Source organism: Bradyrhizobium sp. HKCCYLRH1034, assembly GCF_051168375.1.
Lineage (GTDB): Bacteria > Pseudomonadota > Alphaproteobacteria > Rhizobiales > Xanthobacteraceae > Bradyrhizobium.
Map to the genome: position 1 here is coordinate 162,173 of NZ_JBNPUW010000007.1, position 25,588 is coordinate 187,760.

At 64.7% G+C, this 25,588-nt stretch carries 21 protein-coding genes; 14 read left to right on the forward strand and 7 right to left on the reverse strand.

From position 1 onward, the window contains the following. Positions 1-8: 8 nt before the first annotated feature. Together ACQR0W_RS18485 and ACQR0W_RS18490 are read right to left on the reverse strand one after the other, a co-directional pair. Positions 9-2,291 carry an FdhF/YdeP family oxidoreductase gene (locus ACQR0W_RS18485; RefSeq protein WP_315711825.1) on the reverse strand — a complete coding sequence of 761 codons (2,283 nt, stop codon included), beginning with the start codon at positions 2,289-2,291 and terminating at the stop codon, positions 9-11. Between the two features lie 285 nt (positions 2,292-2,576). Further along, entirely contained in the window at positions 2,577-3,137 is a 561-nt protein-coding gene (locus ACQR0W_RS18490; protein WP_315711823.1) for a type 1 glutamine amidotransferase domain-containing protein, read from the reverse strand. Here ACQR0W_RS18490 and ACQR0W_RS18495 point away from each other — a divergent pair. The 4 genes from ACQR0W_RS18495 (at position 3,127) to ACQR0W_RS18510 (ending at position 4,710) form a co-directional block, all read left to right on the forward strand. Beyond that, entirely contained in the window at positions 3,127-3,660 is a 534-nt protein-coding gene (locus tag ACQR0W_RS18495; RefSeq protein WP_315711822.1) for a hypothetical protein, read from the forward strand. The genes ACQR0W_RS18490 and ACQR0W_RS18495 overlap by 11 nt on opposite strands. Positions 3,661-3,702: 42 nt before the next feature. Then, positions 3,703-3,924 carry a hypothetical protein gene (locus ACQR0W_RS18500; protein ID WP_316187130.1) on the forward strand — a complete coding sequence of 74 codons (222 nt, stop codon included), beginning with the start codon at positions 3,703-3,705 and terminating at the stop codon, positions 3,922-3,924. Between the two features lie 176 nt (positions 3,925-4,100). After that, the gene (locus ACQR0W_RS18505) at positions 4,101-4,292 is read left to right on the forward strand and encodes a DUF3072 domain-containing protein (RefSeq protein WP_316170201.1); all 192 of its coding nucleotides are present in this window, start codon (positions 4,101-4,103) and stop codon (positions 4,290-4,292) included. Positions 4,293-4,422: 130 nt separating this feature from the next. Continuing rightward, a complete protein-coding gene (locus ACQR0W_RS18510; protein ID WP_315711818.1) occupies positions 4,423-4,710 on the forward strand; it encodes a hypothetical protein in 288 nt (95 codons plus the stop codon). 14 nt (positions 4,711-4,724) lie between these two features. Here the strand turns inward: ACQR0W_RS18510 and ACQR0W_RS18515 are convergent, their stop codons facing one another. Then, positions 4,725-6,092: a glycoside hydrolase family 3 N-terminal domain-containing protein gene (locus ACQR0W_RS18515; protein WP_316170200.1), complete on the reverse strand. Its 1,368-nt coding sequence runs from the start codon at positions 6,090-6,092 to the stop codon at positions 4,725-4,727. A gap of 214 nt (positions 6,093-6,306) precedes the next feature. Here ACQR0W_RS18515 and ACQR0W_RS18520 point away from each other — a divergent pair, with 214 nt between their 5' ends. The 7 genes from ACQR0W_RS18520 (at position 6,307) to ACQR0W_RS18550 (ending at position 15,470) form a co-directional block, all read left to right on the forward strand. Then, the gene (locus ACQR0W_RS18520; protein WP_316170199.1) at positions 6,307-7,785 is read left to right on the forward strand and encodes a DUF4153 domain-containing protein; all 1,479 of its coding nucleotides are present in this window, start codon (positions 6,307-6,309) and stop codon (positions 7,783-7,785) included. 23 nt (positions 7,786-7,808) lie between these two features. Further along, a complete protein-coding gene (locus ACQR0W_RS18525; RefSeq protein ID WP_315751067.1) occupies positions 7,809-8,510 on the forward strand; it encodes a response regulator transcription factor in 702 nt (233 codons plus the stop codon). Continuing rightward, positions 8,507-10,108 carry an ATP-binding protein gene (locus ACQR0W_RS18530; RefSeq protein ID WP_316165362.1) on the forward strand — a complete coding sequence of 534 codons (1,602 nt, stop codon included), beginning with the start codon at positions 8,507-8,509 and terminating at the stop codon, positions 10,106-10,108. Before ACQR0W_RS18525 ends, ACQR0W_RS18530 begins: the two co-directional genes overlap by 4 nt. Before the next feature lie 285 nt (positions 10,109-10,393). Beyond that, a complete protein-coding gene (locus ACQR0W_RS18535) occupies positions 10,394-12,010 on the forward strand; it encodes an ABC transporter substrate-binding protein (protein WP_316165361.1) in 1,617 nt (538 codons plus the stop codon). Positions 12,011-12,034: 24 nt separating this feature from the next. Further along, positions 12,035-13,012, forward strand: coding sequence for an ABC transporter permease (locus ACQR0W_RS18540; protein ID WP_315711812.1), 978 nt, complete (start codon positions 12,035-12,037; stop codon positions 13,010-13,012). Positions 13,013-13,014: 2 nt separating this feature from the next. After that, positions 13,015-13,845, forward strand: a complete 831-nt coding sequence (locus ACQR0W_RS18545; RefSeq protein ID WP_315711810.1) for an ABC transporter permease — start codon at positions 13,015-13,017, stop codon at positions 13,843-13,845. Next, a complete protein-coding gene (locus ACQR0W_RS18550) occupies positions 13,842-15,470 on the forward strand; it encodes an ABC transporter ATP-binding protein (protein ID WP_315711809.1) in 1,629 nt (542 codons plus the stop codon). Before ACQR0W_RS18545 ends, ACQR0W_RS18550 begins: the two co-directional genes overlap by 4 nt. Here the strand turns inward: ACQR0W_RS18550 and ACQR0W_RS18555 are convergent. Next, positions 15,467-16,777, reverse strand: coding sequence for an NAD(P)/FAD-dependent oxidoreductase (locus ACQR0W_RS18555; protein WP_316170198.1), 1,311 nt, complete (start codon positions 16,775-16,777; stop codon positions 15,467-15,469). The genes ACQR0W_RS18550 and ACQR0W_RS18555 overlap by 4 nt on opposite strands. A 150-nt stretch (positions 16,778-16,927) precedes the next feature. Here ACQR0W_RS18555 and ACQR0W_RS18560 point away from each other — a divergent pair, with 150 nt between their 5' ends. Next, positions 16,928-17,785 carry a VOC family protein gene (locus tag ACQR0W_RS18560; RefSeq protein WP_316165359.1) on the forward strand — a complete coding sequence of 286 codons (858 nt, stop codon included), beginning with the start codon at positions 16,928-16,930 and terminating at the stop codon, positions 17,783-17,785. A gap of 40 nt (positions 17,786-17,825) precedes the next feature. Here the strand turns inward: ACQR0W_RS18560 and ACQR0W_RS18565 are convergent, their stop codons facing one another. The 3 genes from ACQR0W_RS18565 to ACQR0W_RS18575 are packed head-to-tail and all read right to left on the reverse strand — an operon-like array spanning position 17,826 to position 20,970. Further along, positions 17,826-18,860 carry a 2Fe-2S iron-sulfur cluster-binding protein gene (locus tag ACQR0W_RS18565; protein WP_315711805.1) on the reverse strand — a complete coding sequence of 345 codons (1,035 nt, stop codon included), beginning with the start codon at positions 18,858-18,860 and terminating at the stop codon, positions 17,826-17,828. After that, positions 18,860-20,791, reverse strand: a complete 1,932-nt coding sequence (locus ACQR0W_RS18570) for an ethylbenzene dehydrogenase-related protein (RefSeq protein ID WP_316165358.1) — start codon at positions 20,789-20,791, stop codon at positions 18,860-18,862. The genes ACQR0W_RS18565 and ACQR0W_RS18570 overlap by 1 nt, the downstream gene beginning before the upstream one ends. After that, positions 20,788-20,970, reverse strand: a complete 183-nt coding sequence (locus ACQR0W_RS18575; RefSeq protein ID WP_315711801.1) for a hypothetical protein — start codon at positions 20,968-20,970, stop codon at positions 20,788-20,790. Before ACQR0W_RS18575 ends, ACQR0W_RS18570 begins: the two co-directional genes overlap by 4 nt. Positions 20,971-21,746: 776 nt before the next feature. Here ACQR0W_RS18575 and ACQR0W_RS18580 point away from each other — a divergent pair. After that, positions 21,747-23,609, forward strand: a complete 1,863-nt coding sequence (locus ACQR0W_RS18580; protein ID WP_315711800.1) for a type I secretion system permease/ATPase — start codon at positions 21,747-21,749, stop codon at positions 23,607-23,609. A 3-nt stretch (positions 23,610-23,612) separates the two neighbouring features. Continuing rightward, positions 23,613-25,568, forward strand: a complete 1,956-nt coding sequence (locus ACQR0W_RS18585; RefSeq protein ID WP_315711799.1) for an HlyD family type I secretion periplasmic adaptor subunit — start codon at positions 23,613-23,615, stop codon at positions 25,566-25,568. The last annotated feature ends 20 nt before the right edge of the window (positions 25,569-25,588 follow it).

A 25,588-nucleotide genomic window follows, 5' to 3' on the forward strand; every position in this document is an offset into this window, starting at 1 on the left:
CGGATAGCTCAGGCCATGTCGCGCGAGATCCGGACCGGGATCGACTTGGCGGCGGGCACCTTGCTCCCTTCCGCGTAGTGCCATAGCGGAATCAATCCGTTGCATTCGGGGTAGTAGGCCGCAACGCTGTAGCGCGGAATGTCGAACGCCACTGCCTGGAGCCCGCCCAGCGAGCGCTCCACGCCGTCATCGGCCTCGGTCGAGAGCCGAACCGGCTCGCCCTGCTTGATGCCCAGATCAGCCATGTCGCTCGCGTTCATGAAGACGATCTGACGGCCACCGGTGACGCCGCGAAACCGGTCGTCCTCGTTGTAGATGGTGGTGTTGAACTGGCCGTCGGCGCGCAAGGTCATCAGCTGGTAAACGCCATTGCCTTCCTCCGGCGGATTGAGCGCCGCCTTGGGCACGGTGAAGTTCGCCTTGCCGGTCGGCGTCTTCCATTTGCGTTCGCGGGCACCAAGCGGCCGCGGAAAGCCGCCGGGCTCAAACAGGCGCTTGTTGAAGTCTTTGAACTGCTCGGGATAGGTCCGCTCGATCGCGTCTCTGACGCGCGCGTAGTCGCCCACCCAGGCATCCCAATCGACGCGCGGATTTGGCTTCAGGGTGGCCTTGGCGAGACCGGCGACAATGGCTGGTTCCGACAACAGGGTCTCTGCGACGGGTTGGCGCTGCCCGCGCGAGCCGTGAATGCAGGTGGTGGAGTCCTCCATCGAGACCGCCTGATCTCCGCCTGCCTGCCGGTCGATTTCGATGCGGCCGAGGCACGGCAGCAGATAGGTCACCTCGCCTGGGACGATGTGGCTGCGATTGAGCTTGGTTGCGATCTGCACCGACAGCCGCAGCTTCGACCACGCCGGCTCCATCAGCGAGCGTTCAGGGACGGCGCGCAGGAAGTTACCGCCGAGACTGACGAAGCCCTTGACGTCCCCCTTGATGATGCCTTGGCAGGCATCGACCGTGCTGAGACCGTCCCAACGCGGCGGCTCGAACGAATAGAGCTCGGCAAGCTTGTCGAGCGGCACCAACTTGGTCTTCTCGGAGATGCCGACGGTGCGTTGCCCCTGAACGTTGGAATGGCCACGAACCGGCGAGATGCCGGCCCCCGGCTTTCCGATGTTGCCGCGTAACAGCAGCAGGTTGACAATCATCTTCGCGGTTTCGACGCCATGCCGATGCTGGGTTATTCCCATCCCATAATTGGCGATCACGGCGTGCGAGCCTGCGTAGACCTTGGCAGCCTCCAGAATGGCGCCGCGCGTGAGGCCGGAGGAGCGTTCGATATCGCTCCACGACGCCTGCCGGCAGCAGGTTGCGAAAGCTTCGAAGCCGGACGTGTGCCGCTCGATGAAGGCGACATCGAGCACGGGCGGGCTCTTGGTCGCGACCGCGGCATCATCCGCCTCGATCACGGCCTTGCACAATCCGAGTAGTGCCGCACCATCGCCGCCAATGCGCAGCTGATGATACTGCGTGCTGATCCGCGTTCCCCCCGTCAGCACCATTTGAATGGGATTTTGCGGATTGGTGAAGCGCTCCAGCCCACGCTCCCGCAGCGGATTGAACGTGATGATGGGCACGCCGCGTTGTGCCGCCTTCTGCAACGGATGCAGCATGCGCGGCGAGTTGGTGGTCGTGTTCTGGCCGAAGAAGAAGAAGCAATCCGCCTTGTCGAAATCCTCAAGGAGCACCGTACCGACGGGGACGCCAATCACCTCCGGCAGAGCAACTGATGTGGATTCGTGGCACATGTTGGAGCTGTCGGGAAAATTGTTGGTGCCGTACATGCGGCCGAAAAGCTGATACATGTAGCTCGTCTCGAGCGAGGCCCGGCCCGACGTGTACATGACGACCGAGCGTGGATCGAGCCTGTTCAACTCCGCCCCGATGTCGCGAAGGGCCTCGTCCCAGCTCACGGCAACATAGCGATCCGCCGCAGCGTCATAGCGCATCGGATGAGCAAGACGCCCCTGCTCTTCGAGCTGATGATCCGACCAGGATCGCAATTCTGTCAGACTGTGCCGAGCAAAGAACTCCGGTCCGACTGTCTTGCCGGTGATTTCCCACGCGGTCGCCTTGGCGCCATTCTCGCAGAATTCGAACGGGTGCGGCTTTGCCGGCTTGGCCCAGGAGCAGCTGACGCACATGAAGCCGCCTGGCTTGTTCTGTTTCAACAGGATCTCGCTGCCAAGCAGGGTCACCTCCTCCTGCGTCAGGATGCTGGCGACCGCGTGCACCGAACCCCATCCGCCGGCCGGAGCCCTGTAGTCCTGGATTTTTGCTTTCTCGCTCACGACGCTCTCCGCGGCCTGTTCAAAAGCGGCAAACCCGGGATGAGCAGCGAAGTTCCGATTCCTCACTGAACGTTGCGAGGCTATCTTCGAAGTCCCGCGGGCGAAGGTCCGCGCTAGGAATTGGGAACGACCCGGCCCGCCGCGAGTCATTTCCATGCCTCTGGCGGCGTTCCCCCATCTCGCTGGAGGCACTCCGTGTGGACTGCGGCCCAGCGTTCGACCCCTCGGGCGCTGGGCCCGTCCCACTGAGGTAGCCGGGTTTTCTCCCGGCTTCCGATCTCAGCATCAAGCCGCGCTGCGCTTGAGATGGCGGCCTTCCTTGACCTCTTCGATGATCTTGGCGCTGAAGGCTTCCAGATCTCCGGGATTGCGCGAGGTGATCACGCCCTGATCGACCACGACCTCCGCGTCCTGCCAATGCGCGCCGGCATTGGCAACGTCCGTCTTGATCGATTTGTAGGACGTCATCTTTCGCCCCTTGGCAATTCCGGTCTCGATCAGGAGCCACGGCGCATGACAGACCGCCGCAACGATCTTCTTGGCTTCAAAGATCTCCTTGATGAACCGCAGCGCCTTCGGCTCGAGCCGCAGCAGATCCGGATTGATCTGACCGCCCGGCAGCACGACGGCGTCGTAGTCCGAAGCAGACGCCTGGTCCAACGTCTTGTCGACCTTGACGGTCCGTCCCCAGTCCTTCTCATCCCAGCCCTTGATCTCGCCCGGCGCGAGCGAGATGATCTCGACGGTCGCGCCCGCCTGCTTGAGACGATCGCGCGGCACTTCGAGCTCGGATTGCTCGAACCCGTTGGTTGCGAGGATCGCGATCTTCTTTCCCTTGATATCCATTGGACTCTCCTGGCCATTCGACACCGCCGGCAACCTCGCGCTGGCCTCCATGTTCCGCCTGGCAGGCCAGGCGGATCGTCACAACTGGTCGATCGAGTCAGCGCTCGCCTGGGTGGAACCAGCCTGCCTATGGCGCCGTTTGTTTGGACGTCCCTGCCTTGAATGGATGGGCGGCGTCGAGCGGCACGGCATCGCTGCATCGGCGGATCGCAATCTGGAGGCGCTCGTGCCCTACGCATTGTTTGAGAATGACGAACAGATGACCCGCCCGTTTCGCACCGAGCGCGAGGTCTGGGAGGCCGCGGAACAGGCCGATCTCATCACGCTCGGCACGCATGGCGAGAAAATCCTCGACAACAATTTCGAGATCAAATCATGCGAGGCCACACCGGAAGAGCTTACCGCCGCGCCGCCGGACATCGTATTGCCCGAAGCTCACACGCCCGATGCTGATCGAGGGAGCCGGACTACCGACCAATCTTTCTCCTCACCGGCCAAATTGAAGATGCGGACGTCCTCATGACCCGGCGCAGGTTGGCCTTTGCGGCTCAGGTGTTCGTCGGCCATGTCGGTTCCTGGCCTGATCATCGGACTACGGACGAGCGGCGGATCGCTCGGCCTTACCGCCAGCGTCTCATGCGCGCCGGGCGCCGCGCTGCTTGCGAGGCAGTCGGCTCGCTTCCTCCAGCTCGAGCCGCTCTCGCTGTTGCCGCAGCCGGTCAAGCGTCTCCAGCATGTGGTGCAGAAGCACTTCGGCGGCCGCCGTCGAGGCCCGAGCTCGCCGTAGCTGCACGATTTCACGGCGCTGCCGCCCGACCCGGAGACGCATACGGTCGATTTCGGCTCGAACCACACATAGATCGCGCATGAAGCACCCGAGCAAGAGTAGGATCGCACAATAGAACAAAATAGGAACACTTTGCAAGCTTTCCCGTTGAAGCCGGGCAACAACGGGAGATCCCCATGGCCGAACAGCTGCAGAAAGATCCCGAGGACTGGGTGTCCGGAGCCGTTCCGATGACGGATACCCAAGCTTCCTACTTGAGAACGCTCAGCGAGCAGGCTGGCCGATCCGATCCCACGCGAGCGGAGATGACGAAGGCTGAAGCGTTCGAACTGATTGATGAGATGAGACGCGCCGCAGGGTTGGATTGAACCGGCATATTCGACTCACCAGGACGATGGGTCGGCAGATCGGTATTCCAATGTTGGCGATGCCGGTCCGAAGCTGTCGCGAATCAGAAATCGGTCGTTTAGTCTCCGCGGCATTTCGCGGGAGTCCACCATGGTTGCGGACAGTGACAGCAAGGTTGCCTGGCATCGCGCCCAGCTCAAAAAGAATCGCGCGACCTTGAAACAGATCGAGACGGCGCGGTTCACGGTGGGCGAGAGCGCCGATGCGAAGGCGCTTGAACAGACCAAGCGGCAGGTTGCGGAACTCCAGGTCAAGATCCGCGAATCCGAGCACCTCATCGCTCAGCACGACAAGCAGACGCGACGCCCGCTGGCGACCGACCTGCGAAGCCTCTCGAATGTCGCTTGGCGCAACTGGACCGGCAATGGCCCGCGCTGAGGGCTCGCTGCCATTCAGTCCACGATCTTCTGATGCACGCCTCCAGGCTGTTGCATAACCGTAGACACATTCGACGGCTGTGATTTGCCAACCGTCGGCGCCCAGCGCTTCAGTCGCTCATCGCTCCTGCTGATTGCATCGAGGTCGATGCGTCCTTCCGCCAGAGCCTCCTTGGCGCAGGCGAGCGCGCGGTGGAACTGGGTGCCGTCATAGGCCACCAGCAACAGATCGGCGCCGCCGTTGAGAGCCTCCACGACAGCTTTGCAGAGATCGCGGCCGTAGATCGCCCCCATCACGATATCATCCGTCACGATCACGCCCGGATAGTTCCAGCGGCCGCGAATGAGTCCCTCGAGCACGGCTTTGGAATGTGAGGCAGGCCGCTCTGGATCGATCGCATCGACCGTCACGTGACCGACCATCATTGCCGCGTGCGAGCCCTGCAGCACCTGTCGGAACGGCCGCCAATCCGACCGTTCCAAGACATCTGCCGGCGTGCCGAGCTGTGCCGAGAAATGATGCGTATCGGCTGCGACGCGCCCCAGACCAGGGAAATGCTTGACGGCCGCGCGGACACCGCTTGCTTCCAGGCCACGGACGTAACCGAGCGCAATGTCGCCAACCACCGCGGGATCGTTGGAGATCGCGCGGCGGCCGATCAAGGTGTGAAAGTCCAGTCGGTTGCGTGTCCAGCTCGGGCGAAGGTCGACGACCGGAGCCAAATTGAAGGTGATGCCGGCAGCCGCGAGAGCCTCACCCTGGGCGCGCCCCATCGCGAACGCATCCTGCGCGCGCCGCGAGGCCGGCAGATCGGCCAGCGTTGCGAGGCCGGGCATGTTCGGCAGGGTCGGAGACAGGTGTGCGACGGCGCCTCCCTCCTGATCCGCCGCAACCAGCAGAGGCGGCAGCCCGGCACTCCGGCGCGCGTCCTGCAATCGCGCCATCTCGGCGCGCAGCTGAGGCTCGGTCCGGCCGCGGATGTTGTGGTGTGTCACATAGACGCCCGCGATCAACCCCTGCCGGGCCAACGCGGCTGCGTCATCGACGGCCGTGTAACCGACGATGAAATGCCGGCCGAGCAGATGCGCCACGTCGGGGGGCGTCCGGAACGTCTCGTACTTGCGCCAGGCAAACATGAACTGCGTCGACGTCAGCATGATCAGCGGAACGCACCATGCTACGACCAGAGCGCGTCCGGCGGGCCCCCGCCGCCACCGACCGCCGAGCATCAGCAGCAGCGGAACGGCAAGCCCGATGAGGAGCAGGGCTGCGTGGCCGCTGCCCCGCAGCCGAACCAGATAGGGCTCGTTGCTGTTCAGCGTGACGAAAATGAAGAGCAGAGCGAGGATCCAGAGAACCGCGGTCCTGATACGTCCGAGCATGTGTGCAGCCGATCATCCGAGGGGAAAGACGGCCATTGCCGTAACAACCACGTTTTCCCTGCGCCAGATGTGGAATCGCGTCTGCACGAAATCTGCAAACAAATCCTGAAATGCTGCAGATCCCCTCGTGAGCTGCTGCATGGGCAGGCGTCATGCTTGGCTCATCGGCTTGTGCCTCCCGGCCCGAACGATGACCCAAACCAAGGATTCCTCCATGACGACTCTCGCCGAGCCGACGGCTGCGCCCGTCGCGCCCGATTCCATGTGGCTCAAATTCGCCATCACTGCCGGTCTCGTCGGCCTCGCCGACACGCTGCTCTACAACGGCCGGCCGATCGGCCTGGCATTCCCGCTGTTTTTCGCCGCGCTCGCCGCAGCGAGCATTCTCGCCAATCTTGCCAAGACCGATCGAAACCGTCTGGTCGGAGCTGCAGTTCTCTTCGTTGCCGGCCTGGCTCCCGCCATCGAGGAGCTGAACCTGCTTTCTTTTCCTGTCCTGCTGCTCACGACGCTGTCGGCTATCACGCTGGCGACCAACCGATCCGCGCGCGGCTTCCGGCTTCCGCTGACCGCCGCGCGGCAGTTGCTCCTGATCGGGCCGTTTCGACTGATACCTGATGCGATCGTGACGCTGCGCGCGAACATGATCACGCGAACTCTCGTTGTCTGGAGCATCCCGCTGGCACTCGGCTGCGTGTTCTTGGCTCTGTTCGCAGCAGCCAATCCGGTCATTGAGCGGTGGTTCGCCGTCCTTAGTCCCGAGCGCGTCGCCTCCCAACTCACGATGGGGCACGCGATCTTCTGGCTCGTGACGTTGTCCATGGTCTGGCCATTCGTCAACCTTCGCTGGCGCGAGCGGACCAAGACCTCGAGCCCGCCGATCGAAAGCGAGCCCGATCAGCCGTCAATGCTGACGACCGTGCTCGGCCCTGAAACCGTGATCCGGGCGCTGATCCTGTTCAACATCCTGTTTGCCCTCCAGACGGCGCTCGACGGCGCATATCTGTGGGGACATGCTGCGCTTCCGGACGGCATGACCTATGCGACCTATGCGCACCGAGGCGCCTACCCCTTGATCGTCACGGCGCTGCTCGCGGCTGCCTTCGTCATCGTCGCCGTCCGCTCCAAGACCACGGCAAACGAGTCGCGACTGGTCCGGCCGCTGGTCTATCTCTGGGTGGCTCAGAACGTGATGCTGGTCGTGTCCTCGATTCAACGGCTTCACATGTATATCGAGACTTATGCTCTGACCTATTGGCGAATCGCGGCCCTGATATGGATGATCCTGGTCGCGATCGGCCTGATCCTCATCGTGCTCAGGATCGCTCTCGACAAGTCCAACGCATGGCTGATCCGTATGAACCTGCTGGTGCTCTCGGCGACCATCTACGGCTGTGCGCTGATCAATTTCGACCGGCCGATCGCAGACTTCAATGTCTCCCATAGTCGTGAGGCGGGACAGAGCGGCCCTCTCATCGACGGCTCCTATCTCGTCTGGCTCGGGCCCGAGGCACTGCCGGCCATCGAGCGGGCGATGCTGTTGCGACCGACGGACCGAGGGCTGGCCAGCGACCGTGATCGGCTCCTTGAGCAACAGGAAAGCAGCATGGCGTCCTGGCGATCCTGGAGTTTTCGCGGCTGGCGCCTGCAGCGCTATCTCGATACACATCCTGTGTCGCAGAAACCAAGCTGATGCCTCGCCGCGGAGTAAAGCTCGTGTCTCCCCGAATCCTCATCGTCGACGATGACCCGCATATCCGCGAAGTCCTGCGCGTGGCCTTGAGCAAGGCCGGCATGGCGGTGAGGGAAGCCGCCGACGGCCGCGCCGCGCTGGCCAGGGTCACCGAAGACCGTCCGGACCTGATCGTGCTCGACGTCGGCATGCCGGAGTTCGACGGCCTCGAGGTCTGCCGGCGCATTCGCCGGACCTCGCAAGTGCCGATCCTGTTCCTGTCGGCCCGCGACGAGGAGATCGACCGCATTCTCGGGCTCGAGATCGGCGGCGACGACTACGTGACAAAGCCGTTCAGTCCGCGCGAGCTGGTTGCCCGCGTCAACGTCATTCTCCGCCGGGTCGCGAACGGCGGAGGTGATCGCTCGGCCGAGCCGGAGAAGCTCGTCCATGGCCGGCTCCGGCTCGACCCGCAGCAGCACCTGGCCCGTTTCGATGACATGCCGCTGACGCTCACCGCGCTGGAGTTCAGCATCCTGCGCACGCTGATGACGCGTCCTGCGGTCGTGTTCAGCCGCGAGCAGATCATGGCCGCCGCCTATCAGCTCAACATTCAGGTCTCCGACCGAACGATCGACAGCCACATCCGCAACATCAGAGCGAAGCTCGCAGCCGCGCATTGCGAGGACGCGATCGAGACGGTCCATGGCGTGGGCTTCCGGCTCGGCCGCTGCGGCACCCCATGATCGCGCCCAAGCCCAAGGCAAAATGGCGGCCGTCGTTAGGACAGATCGTCTTTGGCGTGCTGGCGCTGGTCGGCACCTTGCCGCTCGTCGGGCTGTTCTTCTTTCGCATCTATGACAACCAGCTGATCCGCCAGACACAGGCGGAACTGATCGCGCAGAGCCGTGTCCTCGCGGCGGTCTTCGCCGAGGAGGTTTCCGCGCGCCTTGCCACCGGCGTTCCGCTCGGCGCCGAGGTCCCGCCCGAGTCACGTCCGGATGCGTCCGACGAGGTGACGCCCATTCGCCCCCTGCTCGATCTTCTGGCCAACGATCTTTTCGTCCGCCGCCCGGACGCCCGCGACGCGGTCCATCCTGCGGATCCTGCCTACGTCGCGATCGGCACGCGGCTGCTGCCGATCGTCAGGGAGACGCAGAAGGTCACCTTGGCCGGGTATCGCGTGCTCGATCCCCAGGGGGTCGTGATCGCCGGCCGCGATGAGATGGGCAAATCACTCGCTCATATCGACGAGGTGGCTGCCGCCCTGAAGGGACGCTACAGCGCCGCGCTCCGCATTCGCATTCCGGACAAGGCCCCGCCACCGATCTATTCGATCAGCCGCGGCGTCGGCGTCCATGTGTTCTCGGCCATGCCCGTGATCGTCGACGATCACGTTGCCGGGGTCATCTATACCTCGCGCACGCCCCGCAACATCTTCGAGCATCTCTATCAGGAGCGCGGCAAGTTCATCGCTGCCGGCTCCACCATTGTCCTCACGACGCTGCTGGTCGGCCTCGTCGTGGCACGCACGATCACACGGCCGATGCGCGAGCTGGTCGATCGCGCCGGCAGGATCGGACGCAACGATCCCGCGGGTTTCCGTCCGCTTGCCCATTACGGCACCCGCGACTTCGCGGAGCTCGCCGAGCACTTCTTCGCCATGGCCGAGCAACTGGCGCAACGCTCCAACTACATCAGGAGCTTTTCCGCGCATCTGACGCACGAGCTCAAATCGCCGCTGACCTCGATCAAGGGCGCAGCCGAGCTGCTGCTCGACTCTCTGGCCAGCCCTTCCGAGACCCTGACCCGCGCCGAGCAGGAGAAATTCCTCACCAACATCCTTGGCGACGCCGACCGGCTCGCGGCGCTGGCCCAACGCTTGCGCGAGCTGGCACGGGCGGAGACGGTGTCGACGGTCGAGGCCGGTAGCATAGCCGAGGCCGTCGGCACGCTGCGAGTGCGTTTCCCCTCGACTGTCATCGAGACGTCCGGCCCGGTCGAGCGCAGCACTAGGCTCCCGAACGAGACCGTGCTGATCGTGCTCACGCATCTCGTCGACAACGCCGTCCGGCATGGCGCCCGGCGCATCCGCCTCGAGGCCGAGGAGAGCAAAGGGATGCTGATCGTCATCGCCAGCAATGACGGCGATCCGATCTCGCCGGAGAACCGCGACCGCATCTTCGATGCCTTCTTCACGACCCGGCGCGACAGCGGCGGTACCGGCATGGGGCTGGCGATCGTGCGCGCCATCATGGCAAGCCATGGCGGCGAGATCTCGCTGGGGCCGGGCGACAAAGGTGTCGCGTTCGAGCTGCGGCTGCCGATCGAAGGCGCCCCATGACGTCGATCTGAGATAGCGCAGTCTATTGGCGCCGCGTCAGAGTTGCCTCCGGTTGTTCGTGGCAGCCGGCAATCCCCACCTCAGTCAAGTCCCTGTCGGCGAATATCTTCTCCCAATCGTTCGTATACGAGCAATGTATGCCACGGTGCCGCCGGCTGCATGGGCCGGCCGAGAATGCCGCAGAACTGCATGGCAATTCGCAAATGACTTGGACCCGCGATCCGCGTAATCTTCGCGCCGATTGCGCCATCGGCCAGCGTCCCGCTTGGCCTTCGGGAGACCTTGATGAATTCGAGCCGTTTCGAGATCAGCCGCCGGACCGCCCTCCTGACCTCCGCTGCCATCGCGGCGAACGTGGTCAATCCATTCCGCGCCTTCGCCGAGGAGACGCCGCGCAAGGGTGGCGTGTTCAACGTTCACTACGGCGCCGAGCAGCGCCAGCTCAACCCGAGCCTCCAGGCTTCGACCGGCGTCTACATCATCGGCGGCAAGATCCAGGAGAACCTCGTCGACCTCGATGCCAACGGCCAGCCGGTCGGCGTACTTGCCGAGAGCTGGGAGGCGACGCCGGACGGCAAGACCGTCACTTTCAAGCTGCGCAAGGGCATCACCTGGCATGACGGCAAGCCGTTCACGTCGGAGGACGTTGCCTTCACCGCGATGAACATGTGGAAGAAGATCCTGAACTACGGATCGACCCTGCAGTTGTTCCTGACTGCGGTCGACACGCCAGATCCGCAAACCGCGATCTTCCGCTACGAGCGGCCGATGCCGCTCAACCTGTTGCTGCGCGCCCTGCCCGATCTCGGCTACGTCTCGGCCAAGCACATCTACGAGAGCGGCGACATCAGGCAGAACCCCGCGAACCTCGCCCCCATTGGCACTGGTCCGTTCAAATTCGTGAAGTACGAACGCGGCCAGTATATCATCGCCGAGCGCAATGCCGACTACTGGCGGCCGAACGCGCCCTATCTCGACCGCATCGTGTGGAAGGTGATCACTGACCGTGCAGCGGCGGCGGCGCAAATGGAGGCAGGCGAGCTGCACTACAGCCCGTTCTCGGGCCTGACCATCTCCGACATGGCGCGGCTCGGCAAGGATAAGCGTTTCATTGTCTCGACCAAAGGCAATGAGGGCAACGCGCGCACCAATACGCTCGAGTTCAACGTCCGCCGCAAGGAGCTGGCGGACGTGAAGGTCCGCCGCGCCATCGCGCACGCGATCAACGTTCCCTTCTTCATCGAGAACTTCCTCGGCGATTTCGCCAAGCTGGGCACCGGTCCGATCCCGTCGACCTCGACCGACTTCTACCCCGGCGCCAATACGCCGCAATATCCCTACGACAAGGCCAAGTCGGCGGCGCTCCTGGACGAGGCCGGCTACAAGCCCGGCGCTGGCGGCACCCGCTTCTCGCTGCGGCTGCTGCCCGCGCCATGGGGGGAGGACATCTCGCTGTGGGCGACCTTCCTCCAGCAGTCGCTGGGCGAGGTCGGCATCGCGATTGAGATCGTGCGCAACGATGGCGGCGGCTTCCTCAAGCAGGTCTATGACGAGCACGCCTTCGATCTCGCGACCGGCTGGCACCAGTACCGCAACGACCCCGCGGTTTCGACCACGGTCTGGTATCGCTCCGGTCAGCCCAAGGGCGCGCCGTGGACCAATCAGTGGGGTTGGGACGATGCCAAGATCGACAAGATCATCGATGACGCGGCGACCGAGGTCGATCCGGCCAAGCGCAAGGCGCTCTACGCAGATTTCGTGCGCGAGGCCAATACCGAGCTGCCGGTGTGGATGCCGATCGAGCAGATCTTCGTCACCGTGATCACGGCCAAGGCGCGCAACCACTCGAACACGCCGCGCTGGGGATCGTCGAGCTGGCACGATCTGTGGCTTTCCGCCTGAGCCGGAATCCGTCAGGATAAGGCCATGCGCATCTTGAGCCTTGCGGGGCGGCGGCTCGCCGCCTCGATCCCCACCCTGTTCTTGATCCTGATCGGCGTCTTCCTCCTGCTGCAGCTCGCGCCGGGCGATACGGTCGACGCGATGATGGCTCAGATGGGCGGCGGCGATGCGGCGACCGCCCGTGAGCTGCGCCGCTTCTACGGGCTGGATCTGTCGGTCCCGATGCAGCTCGCCAACTACCTGTGGCGGCTGGTGCGTCTCGATCTCGGCTTCTCCGCGATCTACGGCAAGCCGGTCGCCGCCGTGATCCTGGAGCGGCTGCCGCCGACCCTGCTGCTGATGACCTCCGCTCTCTCCTTTGCGTTCTTCTTCGGCCTCGTGTTCGGCGTGATCGCGGCGCGCGGCGTCAATCGCTGGCCGGATACGCTGATCTCGACGGTCGGCCTGATCTTCTACGCCACGCCCTCGTTCTGGTTCGGCCTGATGGCCATCGTGGTGTTCTCGATCTATCTGCAATGGCTGCCCGCGGGCGGCTTCGAGGACATCGGCGCCGTCAGCACCGGGATCTGGCGCGTGCTCGACATTGCGAGCCATCTGGTGCTGCCGTCGCTGACGCTCGGCCTGATCTTCCTGGCCATCTATCTGCGCATCATGCGCGCATCCATGCTCGAGGTCCTGAACCTCGATTTCGTCCGCACCGCGCGTGCCAAGGGCCTCGACGAAACCCGCATCATCACCCGCCACGTGTTGCGCAACGCGCTGCTGCCAATGGTGACGCTGATCGGACTCCAGGCCGGAACGATGCTCGGCGGCTCGGTCGTGGTGGAGACCGTATTCTCGCTGCCCGGCCTTGGGCGCCTCGCCTATGAATCGGTGGTCCAGCGCGATCTCAACACGCTGCTCGGAATCGTCTTCGTCTCCGCGCTGCTGGTGATCCTGGTCAACTTCGTCACCGACCTGCTCTACGCGCGGCTCGATCCGCGCATCACGGCGGAGGGCTGAACATGGACGCCGCGAAGCGCTACTTTCGCAGTCCGGCTGCGGTGCTGGGCCTGATCCTGCTGCTGATCGTCGTAGGCATGGCGATCAGCGCCGGCTATCTGTATCCGCGCGATCCGCTCGCCCTCGCCGGCCGGCCGCTGATCTGGCCGTTCGCCAATCCACGGTTCCTGCTCGGCACCGACAATTCCGGCCGCGATATCGCCGCCCAGATCTTTCACGGCGCCCGCATCTCGCTCCTGATCGGCGGCGTCGCCACGTTCATTGCCGTGGCGATCGGAATCATGGTCGGCGCGCTCGCCGGCTACTACGGCGGGTGGGTCGACAACATCCTGATGCGCATCACCGAGGCCTTCCAGACACTGCCGAATTTCGTGCTGCTGCTGGTGCTGGTCGCGGTGTTCGGCTCGACCTTGACGACGGTCACGATCGCCGTCGGCATCGTCTCATGGCCGGCGCCGGCGCGGTTGACGCGGGCTGAGTTCCTCTCGCTGCGCAGCCGCGAATTCGTCCAGGCAGGCCGCACCCTCGGCATGCGCGACACCCAGCTGATGCTGGGCGAGATCCTGCCCAACGCGCTGCCGCCGGTGATCGTCTATGCCGGCGTCGTGATGGCGGTTGCGATCCTTCTGGAGAGTGCACTCGCCTTCCTGCGGCTGTCCGACGCCAACGTCGCCTCCTGGGGCAATCTGATCGGCCTGGGACGCGATGTGCTGCGCGTGCAGTGGTACGTATCGGCGATCCCCGGTGTTGCCATCCTCATCACCGTGCTTGCGGTGTCGCTGGTCGGCCAGGGCCTCAACGATGCACTGAACCCCCGGCTGAAGCAGCGATGAGTCCAGCCAAGCCCGTTCTGACCGTCGACCGCCTCAGCGTACGTCTGCCGAAAGGCGCCGACCGCATGCATGCGATCTCGGAGGTCTCGCTTTCGATCGCCGAAAACGAGATCGTCTGCATCGTCGGCGAGTCCGGCTCCGGCAAGTCGATGATGGCCAACACGATCATGCGGCTGCTGCCGGACGGCGTGACCACCGACGGCGGCCGCATCCTGTTTGCCGGCCACGACCTCTGCACCGCCACGGCGGCCGAGATGCGCCGCATCCGCGGCGCCGAAATCGCGATGGTGTTCCAGGAGCCGATGACCGCGCTCAATCCATTGCGCACGATCGGCGACCAGATCGGCGAGGTTCTGGACATCCATACCGATCTGTCGAAAGTCGAGATCAAATCACGCGTGCTGTCGCTGCTGTCGGACGTCAACATTCCCGATCCGCCGCGCGCGGCGAAGGCCTATCCGCACGAGTTGTCCGGCGGACAACGCCAGCGCGCAATGATCGCCATGGCCTTGGCGCTCGATCCGAAGCTGCTGATCGCCGACGAGCCGACGACGGCGCTCGACGTCACGACGCAGGCCCAGATCCTCAAGCTCATCCGCGAGCTGCAGCAGAGGCGCAAGACTGCGGTGCTGTTCATCACGCATGATTTCGGGGTCGTCGCCGAGATCGCCGACCGCGTCGTCGTGATGCAACATGGCAGCGTCGTCGAACAGGGCGCGGCGGCGGATGTCCTGCAACGGCCGCAGCATGACTACACCAGGCAACTGATCGCCGCGGTGCCGCCGGTAGCGGCGCCCCCGGCACGCAAGCTGTCGGACCGGATGATCCTCACCATCTCCGCTGTCTCGAAGACATATCGCACCGGCGGCTTCCTCGGCCGCGGCGAGCGCGTCACCCATGCGGTCAGGGACGTCTCGCTCGCGCTGCCAAAGGGCGCGACGCTCGGCATCGTCGGCGAGTCGGGCTCCGGCAAATCCACCCTCGCCCGCTGCATCATTCGCCTGATCGATCCCGACGCAGGAACGATCCTGCTCGACGGTGAGGACTGGGCGCCCCTCTCCCGCAGCGAGGTCAGAAACCGGACCCAGCAGATGCAGATGGTGTTTCAGGACCCGTTCGCCTCGCTGAACCCGCGGCGCAAGGCGGTCGATCTGGTGGCGCAGGGACCTATCGTGCACGGCACCTCGCGAGAGCAGGCGCTGACGGAGGCGCGCGAGCTGTTCAGCCTGGTGGGGCTCGACCCGTCGGCCGCCGATCGCTTCCCGCATGAGTTCTCCGGAGGTCAGCGTCAGCGCATCGGGCTGGCGCGCGCGCTGGCACTGAAGCCCAAGGTGCTGGTCGCGGACGAACCGGTGTCCGCGCTCGACGTCTCCGTTCAGGCGCAGGTGTTGAAGCTGCTGACCAGCCTGCGCGAGCGCCTCGACCTGTCGATCATCTTCATCACGCACGACCTGCGCGTCGCAGCCCAGATCTGCGATCTGGTCGCGGTCATGAAGGACGGCGTCGTCGTCGAGCATGGACCCACGCACGACGTGTTCGGCAACCCGCAGCATCCGTATACGCAGGCTCTGCTCGAGGCCATTCCGGGCGGCGACTTCGCCCGGACCGAACATCCCACGTCTTAGCCGATCTCACGCGCGTCGCGATATCGGTACAACAGCAGCATCAGCGGCGCGAACGGACGCAGCAGGGCGTGCGCCGGAATGGTGACCGGCTCCGTGAACGGCAGCGCCAGCTCGTTGGCCGGCACGCCCCGCACCGCTTTCGCAAGCTCCGCACCGAGGGGGATCGTGAGCGCGACCGCGCGGCCGTTGCAGCCGGTCCAGCCATAGGCATCAGGACCGAGGCGATGAATCCGCGGCATGTAGTCCGTGGTCATGCCGACATAGCCGTTCCAGACATAGTCGAACCTGACCTCGCCGATCTGCGGCCACAGGCGCTGCAGGCGTTCGGCGACCCGCGCCTTCAGCCGCTCGGCCTTATTGCCGGGGCCGATCACGGCGCCGCCGGTGACCAGTCGGTTGCGGGCGTCGTAGCGCGCAAAATAGAGTTCGCCATGGGTATCGGACATCGCCTGCCGCGCCGGGATGACGGTCTTGCGGACATTGTCCGACAGCGGCTGCGTCGCCATCTGCCACGACAGCACGGGCATCACCTCGTGCGCGATATCCGGTGCGAGCGCCTTGGAGAACTCGCCGCTATAGGCATTGCTCGCCAGCACCAGCGCGCGCGCCGACAGCTCCCCCCGTGCGGTGCGCACGATCCAGCGATCCGCCCGCCGGGCGAAGTCGATGACCGGTGAGCGCGCATAGATCCGGCCGCCCAGGCTCAGCACCGTCCGCGCCAAGCCACGCGCCAGCGCGAGCGGATTGATGTGGCCGCCGGTCTTGTTCCAGAAACCGCCATGCCAGGCGTCCGAGCCGAGCATGTCTCGCGCCTGATCGCGCGACAGCAGCTCGACCGGCGCACCGAACTTCGACCACTGCTTGAACCTGCGCTCGGCGATCTTGATGCGGCCGGGCGTATGCACCGGCTGGACCCAGCCGGCCTGTTCATGCTCGGCGTCGATGTTGTACCGTCTCACGGTATCGAACAGATTGGACGCGCTGTCGCGCAACATCGCCACGAAGCGCTCGCCCGCGGCGCCATGACGCGCGACGAGGTCGTCCGGATCGGGACGTGACAGCGTCGGAATGACTTGACCGTTGTTCCGGCCGGATGCGCCCCAGCCGGGCTCCATCGCCTCGACGATGGCGACGTCCGTCCCAGCTTCGCGCAGATGCAGCGCCGTCGACAGCCCCGTGAAGCCGCCGCCGATGATGACCACGTCGGCCTGCACACTGCCCTGAAGCTCGGACAGGTCGGGTCCAGGCGGGGTCTGCGCCGCCCAAAGGGATGGCGGCCATTGAACGGAATCTGTGGTGGTGCTCATCGCGGACAGCTCATCCTTGCTGGTCGACCACCCTGCCGGAGATCGATCTTGCCTTGCGCCCAGCGCCCCGCAGCGCCGGTTGCGGCGCATGGGTCGATTGGGCATAGTTCGGCCGCCAATATGCCAAGTTCGCTGCAAGGAGACAAACGCGTGGCCCTCAAGAATGTCATCGGTATCGATCACGCGGTCGTCGTGGTGAAGGATCTCGACGCCGCGGCGGAGACCTGGAAGCGGCTTGGTTTTACGCTGTCTCCGCGCGGCACGCACAGTGCCAAGATGGGATCCGGCAACTACACCATCATGCTCGATCCTGACTACATCGAGTTGCTCGGCATCCTCGCCGAGACCGATCACAACGTTCCAACCCGCAATTTCCTTGCCCAGCGCGGCGAAGGCATCGAGCGCATCGCCTTCACGGCGACCGATTCCGCGGCCGGCGCCGAGGAAATCCGCGCGAAAGGTTTTGAGCCGATTGGTCCCATCGACTTCGAGCGTCCGGTGCCGCTGCCCGACGGCAGCATCTCGGCAGCGAAATTCCGCGTGTTTCAATGGCCGGTCGCGGAGGCTCCGGGCGGCCTGCGCATCTTCGCCTGCCAGCACAAGACGCGCGAAACGGTGTGGATCCCGGAACTGATGCGCCATGCCAACGCCGCCAAGCAACTGAAGCAGGCGCTGATCGTGACGCCGGATCCGGCCAAGGACGCGGCTCACCTGTCGCGCCTGATCGATCGCGACGGCCGGGACGAAGCCGACGGCGCCGTGACCGTCACCTCGGGCGGTGACCGCGCCGATTTCGTATTCCTGACCAGGGACCAGCTCGCAGCGCGCTATCCGGGTGTGTCGCTTGCCGGCCTGCCGGAGCGAGGCGGCGCAGGCCTGGTGCTGGCCTCACACGATCTGACCGCCACCGAAAAGGCTCTGGGCGCGGCAGCGGTGCGCAGTGGCGCGAGCCTGATCGTTCCGCCCGCGTCGGCCACCGGCACTCTGCTCGCTTTCATGGCCGGCTGAGCGCCGGACTGCGGCCGCGCGCGTCGCGGCCGCAACGATCTCATTCCGCCGGCTGGAACATGGCCGGCCGGCCTCGCTGGCTGTCGAGCCACCCGACCAGCCGATCCATGAGTCCGCCGCTCGACTCGGAGGGCTGCGCCGACGAGACGAACGGATCGCAATGACACTTCGCTCCGGCCGCGCGCGACATCTTCGCGACCGCCTCCGTCATAGCCGGCGCGCCGCAGGTGTAGACGACGTCGTTGGGCGTGAGCTCCGGCATGTGTTCGGTCGGCCGGCCGCTGCGAATCGCCGGCGAGACGTTCTGCGGCTCCGACACGATCGGGATGATCTTCACGTTCGGGAAGCGCGCCAAGCGGCACAGCGCCTGATGCATGTAGAACGACTGCAAGGTGCGTGACACGACGATGAAGACGATCTCGCGCTTCGGATTCTCCGTGATGGCGGCGACCGCGATCGCCCACATCGGCGCGAAGCCGGTGCCGCTCGCCACCAGGATGATCCGGCCGCGATGCTTCTGACGGAAGAACGCGGTGCCGAGCGGCGCCGTCAGCTTGACGCGATGGCCGACCTGGATGTCACGGCCGAGCGCCGAGGACACCAAGCCATCCTTCAGGATGCGGATGTGCAGATACAGCAGATGGCTATCGGGCGCGCCGACCATCGGATAGGTCGGGCTGTAGCAGCGTGTCGGAAAACCGCGGTACTGGACCTTGGCGTATTGTCCGGGGAAGAATCGCAGCGGTTTCGGCATCTCGAGGGTGACACCGACGACGTCGGGCGCGAGCCGCACGAGATCGCCCACCTCGCAGTTCATCGTCACCGTATCCGGCACGGGCTCCGTGATGATCTTGAGGTCGGACACGACACGCGCCTGGCACGCATGCGCCATGTCGCCCTCCATGCCGCCGAACAGCTTGCCGTCGATGACCGTCACTTTGCAGGAGCCGCAGATTCCGCTGCGGCAGTCATGGGGCAGATCCACACCACTGTTGATGGCGCCGTCGAGCAGGATATCGCCCACATTCGCGTAGAACGTTTCCCTGTTGTACTGGATCTTGCAAATCTTACCCATTACTGCACCTCAAGTCGCATCGGCCGGATCTGCCTGGTATGTCTGATCTGGGTATGGTCGAACGCTGCGACACGCATGAACACGCCATTCTTGATCGGAACGTCGTACTTGCTTTTCGTGTCCATTTTGCGGGCAATTTCGAGCGTCCAGTGGCCCGCGGCCCAACGCGCAGCGCAACGGATGTCCGCGCGATCACCGGTGAACTCGCCGCTGACGAGAACACCGGGCACCACGGTCCCGATCGGCGTCTGGGCATCCGCCTCGGCCGAATAGGGCACCGATTCGGCCTCTGTCATGAACCAGCGCGCGCCTTCACTCTCGCCGATGTTGGGATCGAGATTGATCTCGCCCATCGCCGCGGTCATCGCGGCGACGTCCTTCGGAAGGCGCTTCGGTCTCACGCCCCGATTCCCCAGTCTCGCGGCCTCCCTGTCGATCACGAAATTGTCCGAATAGTTCGCAGTCCCCGGATCCGGTGCGAACCCGCCCTTGTAGGGCGTGAGTCCCTTGACCTGATCCGGTGTCGGCTCCGCAGGCGGACCGAAATGATCATCGTCCATCCATCCGGTCGGGCCGCCGCTCGTCGCCTTCCACAGCCAGGCGTCGGCATAGAGATTCGGCGCCGGCGTGTAGTGGATGCCGCGACCCGACAGCGTCGGCGGCTTGTCCGGCATCGGCTGCGAGCTCATGTGAAAAGTTCGGTCCGCGGCCAAGGTGATCGGCAGCGTCGTGAACAACAGCGAGAACTTGTCCTCGTTGAAATCGTTCTCGTCGCCCTTGTCGAATCCATTCTGCAGGAGATGCCAGCCATCCGCCTTCTTGATCAGCGGCAGCTGCTTCAACGATCGCGTCGGATCCTCCCAGATGACGAGGAAGTAGACCCACGTGCCGTCATGCGCCGCCTTGATCCAGACGCGCGATTCGCCGGTACCGTCGAAATTGTCGCCCTGGTTGGTCGTCACCATGTGCGGCTGGATGTTGCGCCAGACACGATCCGACGAATCGCCGTCAAGCGTCGGCGCATCCGATGTCGCGATTCGATACACCGTGACGGTGTCCTCGGCGTAGTAGTCGGCGGCGAACATCGCCGAACCGATCACGATGGCTGCGGCGATCGCGACCATGAACGGGTTGGATTGGAAGCTCGGATTGCGGCGGCGGGAATTGCCCTTGGCAGGTGTCGGCGGCGGACGCATGCGGCCCGGCGGCACACGCGGCTCGGACCGGGCCCGCATCGGCTCCTCCATGCGCCGCGGCGCCGGCATCGGCTCACGTGCTGCAGGCCGCGCAGCTGGCGCCGGCCTCCTCGGAGGCGCCTCCGCTTCCTCCAGCTTTTCCGACTGCTCGACCAGCATCGTGAGGAGTTCGACGGGATCGAGCTTTGGCGGCGGCGGCGGCAAGGGCGCCGGCCGGAACACGCGATAGAGCTGCATCTTTCCGCCGATGCTGAAGTGAACCAGGACGTGCAGCACCACGAAGGCCGGGATCACCCAGGTCGCGTACCAGTGGATCATCATGGTGACGTAGCCGGAGGCTACGCCGAAGAAGAGCATGCCTCCGGTGACGATCAGGATCGCCATGGAGATGAAAAGCACCCAATGCAGCATCACGCTGATCGAGCCCAGCCGCGCCGGCCGGCGGCCGAGCAAGCCCTTGAAGCGCATCTTGTCGATGGTGACGCGACGGCCGAGCCCTGACTTCGAGATATAGATCATGTAGGCGACGGCGACGCTCGCGAGCACGACCCCAGCCGGCATGTGCCAGGTCCAGGTCCGGTGCCGGGGCAGCAGCCAGTCGAGATTGTTGGCGATCCATGCGTGTCCAGGCGCTTCGGTCGCCATGCGAAGCCCCGTCAGGAACGCGATCACCGTGGCCCCAACCAGGGTCCAGTGCAGGATGATCGTTCCATAGTCGGTCTTGCGGATCTTCATGCGTGCGCCTCCAGAGCTGCGCGCACGCGATCGGCGCGATTCACCGCCGACCTGGCGACCGTATTTCGTCTCAGCGGACCGATCCGGCGCAGGATGATCAAGTATTCAACCCTGCGGGCCGCCCCTCGACCCGAATCCATTCCCGCATCACGCGTCTCGATGGTGATGTCGTCCAGCAACTTTGTCGTCCCCCGGATACGCTTTACTAAGTGAGCAACTTCGTCCGACTTCGGCGTTACGGCGCCGTTCTGCACCCAATCGTTGCCCCGCTACGCTTGAGCGTGATCGGTTGGATCACGCCTATGGTTGATCAGCTGCCGTGGCCCGAGCCGGTGACGAGTTGCTCGGATCGCACGCGGACTGATCTGCTTCGTCCTCCCTGGAGTTGATGTTGATCTCGTGCGCCCGATGCTTGGCGGGTCACCGGTTGCACAGCGGCCGCACGTTCGATGATAGAACACATCGTCGGCCGCCATGCCCGGCTGAGCTGACTGCACGTCTTGGATTGGTGCGCGGAGCCGCATGTCCTTGTGTTGCCGCCGCCATCATGATCGTTCTCCGCACCATCATCGAATACCGCATGATCGAGATGACAACGCCTGTGCGTTGCACCGCAGGAAGATTTATTCGGCTTCGTGGCGTCATTCGGCCCGGACCGCGACCAATGAGTACGGAACCAAGGTGATAGACGGACGAATGTGTGACACGCGTCGCGAGCCGATGGCTGCTATCACGCTGCAACTATCGACGATCGCGGACGGATTTCGCACGGACCCGATCGCGCTGAACGATGCCACACTTTTTCAGAGCCGCCCCGGCGCATTGCGCCTCGTGCCGGTCGTTTGCCCGCGACGCTGCGACGGAATTGCCCACTTGTCCAATTGTTGCCGGAAAATCGTCGGTATCGACTGTCAATAGCGCGGAGTGAAGCACTGTGTTTGGGAGACGCGCCTGGATGAGTCTGGCTCAAGACCGCCCGAGAACGAAAGCCGCGGCTGCCCTCAACGACCTTCTCTCGGGAAGCGACGATCCGGTGACGCGCGGGTTGCGCCAGGCTGTCAAACGCATGGCCGGCATCGGCGTGTTCAGCGGCGTCATCAACATCCTGATGCTCTCGGGCTCGGTTTATATGATGCAGGTCAATGATCGCGTCGTTCCGAGCAAGAATCTCGCCACGCTCGTCGGCCTGTCGGTGATGATTCTAGCCGTCTATCTGATTCAGGGTTATTTCGACGCGTTGCGCACCCGCATGCTGTGCCGGGTGGCGACCGTGTTCGACGCGAGCTTGCAGGACGCGATTCATCACGCTCTGGCCACCCTGCCCCTGCGCGGCACCAAGCCGATGCTGATGCAGCAGCCGCTGCGCGATCTCGACCAGCTGCGCGCCTTTATGTCGAGCATGGGACCAACCGCCTTTCTCGACATGCCATGGATACCAATCTTCCTGATCGGCATGTTTCTGTTTCATCCGCTGATCGGCATCACGGCCGTCATCGGCACGGCCGGAATCATCTCGATGACGCTGGTGACCGACCGGTTGTCGCGTCAGGCGAGCAAATCCGCCAGCGATACGAGCGCCGCGCGGCAGGTTCTCGCCGATGCCACCCAGCGCAATGCCGAGGTGATTCGCGCGCTCGGAATGCTGGATCGCTTCTCGGCACGCTGGAACGCCGTCAACGAGCGCTATCTGAAGGACAACATTCGCGCGAGCGATGTCTACGCCAATCTCGGGGCCGCCGCGAAAGTGCTGCGCTTCATCCTGCAGTCGGGCATGCTCGGCATCGGCGCGGCGCTCGTCGTCTCCGAGCAGGCCTCCGGCGGCGTGATGATGGCCTCGTCGATCCTGATGGGCCGCGCGCTCGCCCCGATCGAGATCGCACTTGGCAGCTGGAAACAGCTGGTCGCCGCGCGCCAGGGCATCGCGCGTCTGCGCGATATCTGCAAGGCCACCGCCAGGCCGGAAGCGCCGCCGGTCGCGTTGCCCCGCCCGTTCCGCGAGCTGACCGTACAGGAGCTGACGGTCACCGCGCCGGGCACCGATCGGCCGATTGTTCAAAACGTGTCGTTCTCGATCAAGGCAGGCACGGGTCTGGCACTGCTCGGCGCGAGTGCCTCCGGCAAGACCTCGCTCTCGAAGGCGCTGGTCGGCATCTGGCCTGCACAGCATGGATCCGTCCGCCTCGACGGCGCAGCGCTCGACCAATGGAGCAACGAGGATCTTGGCCGCCACATCGGCTACCTGCCGCAGGACGTTGCCCTGTTCGACGGCAGCATCGCCGACAACATCTGCCGCTTCGACGAGAATGCGAGCTCGGATGCGATTCTGAAGGCGGCGCAGATCGCCGGCGTGCACGACATCATCCTCCGGCTGCCGGAAGGCTATTCGACGCGAATCGGCCAAGGCGGCATGTCGCTGTCGGCCGGTCAGCGGCAGCGCGTGGGTCTGGCCCGCGCGGTGTATGGCGATCCCTTTCTCATCGTCCTCGACGAGCCGAATGCCAATCTGGACACCGACGGCGAGAACGCGCTCAGCCGCGCCATTCAGATCATGCGGCAGCAGAACCAGAGCATCGTGATCGTGATTTCGCACCGTCCCAGCGCGCTGAATGCGCTCAACATGGCGCTGGTGCTGTACGAGGGCAAGGCGATCGCATTCGGTCCCTGCCAGGAGATCTTTGCCCGCGTCGCCGGAGCCAACAAGGCCGCGGGACCCGCCGTCGCGCATGCCCCCGCTCCGCCCAGGGTAGCTGCTCCCGCAGCGGCGCCAAATCCGAACGCCCGCTCGCTTCGTCGCGCCGCCCCAGCAGAAAGCGCTTGATCAATGAAACACATCAACGACTTCAGGCCGTTCGACGACGACGATTATGTGCGACCGAAGACTCGCGCGGTCGGTCCGCAGGGCGATGCATTGATTCTCGAGCTGCAGCGGCTGCAGGGCGCATTCGACGACGGCTCCGACGAGGACCCGCGGCAGCGCCACGGCACACGGGACGGCGGCAAGAAGCGACGGCGTCCGCCACCGTCGCCAGGCAGGCCAAAGCCGCGTTCGAAGAAGAAGGGCAGCACCATGGGCCGCGCCCTCGGTGCGTCGCTGTCGCTGTTCGGTCTCGGCGCCCAGGCGCCCCGGACACGCCGGGGTGAAGGCATCCGCGAGATGGACTGGCAGCAGCCCGCACCGATGCGCGGCAACGAGCCGGAGCTGTCGCCGCCGCCGCGCCATCCGCCCGCGCGCATGGCGGGCAGCAATTCGGCGCCCCTGCTCGACCTGCAGGATGCACGACGCGACGGCAATTTCGGCGTCGGCGCGCCGCGCGCGGTCGGGCAGCAGAACCTTCCCGCCCGTCTGGCGCATGCGCCTGCCGTTCCGCAAACCCGTGTCGGCCGCCTGGTCGGTACCGCCGGTACGGCCTTGACCACCGGCATGACCTTCATTGCGACGCAAGGAACGGCGGCCGATCTCGACGACGGTTCGGACGAATCGCTGGTGCCGCGCGTCAGCCGCATGTTCGAGAACGAGTTGCGTCTCGGCTTGCGGGTGCTGCTTGTCGCCGGCGTTCTCGGCGGCGGCTGGCTGACCCTCGTGCCGCTCGCCGGCGCGATCGTGGTTCCCGGCAATCTCGTGGTGCAATCCAACGTGAAGGCCATTCAGCATCCGACCGGCGGCATTGTCGCGGAAATCAAGGTCGACAACGGCAAGCGCGTCGCGGCGGGCGATCTGCTCGTGCGGCTCGACGCTACGCAGAGCCAGGCCCAGCTCCAGGCGATCACCAAGCAATTGAACGAGCAGCGCGCCAAGATTGCGCGGCTCTCGGCCGAGCGTGACGGTCTCGATCAGCCGGACTATCCGTCCACTCTGACCTCACGTCAGGACGATCCGAACGTCCGCACCGTGATCGCGTCGGAGAACGCGCTGTTCAAGGCCCGTGCCACGACCCGCAAGAGCCAGAAAGAGCTGCTGCAGGGCCGCATCGTCCAGCTGAACAACGAAATCAGCGGCATGGAGTCTCAGCTCGAATCCAAGAACAAGCAGATCGAGCTGATCAAGGGCGAGTTGGCCGGCGTGCAGGAGCTCTATGACAAGCGGCTCGTTCCGCTGACGCGACTGACCACGCTGCAGCGGGAAGCCGCTCGGATCGACGGTGAACGCGGCCAGCTGGTGTCCAGCGTGGCGGAGACGAGGTCCAAGATCAGCGAAGCCGAGCTCCAGACCGTCAAGATCGATCAGGATTTCCGCAGCGAGGTGGTCAAGGACCTCAGCGAGTCCCAGGCCAAGGAAGGCGATCTGGTCGAGAAGGGCGTCGCCGCGCGCGACCAGCTCGATCGCATCGAGATGCGCGCGCCGAACTCCGGCACCATCCACCAGCTCGCGATCCACACCATCGGCGGCGTCATCAAGCCGGGTGAGACCGTCATGGAGCTGGTCCCCGATTCGGACGAACTGCAGGTCGAAGGGCACGTCCAGCCCAAGGATATCGATCACGTTCACACCGGGCAGGATGCGATGGTCCACTTCAACGCCTTCAACCAGCGCACCACGCCGAAATTGAGCGGCCAGGTCTCGTTCGTGTCGCCTGATATCACCAATGACCCACGAACCGGCTCCACCTTCTACACGGTCAGGATCACGCTGTCCGACGAGGAGCGCAAGCGGCTCGGCAACGTCAACCTGATGCCCGGCATGCAGGCCGAAGTCTACGTTCAGACCGGCAGCCGGACGATGCTCAGCTATCTGATGAAGCCGGTTCTCGATCAGTGGCGCCGCGCCTTCGTGGAGTAACAAGACCGAACGGCCGCGGT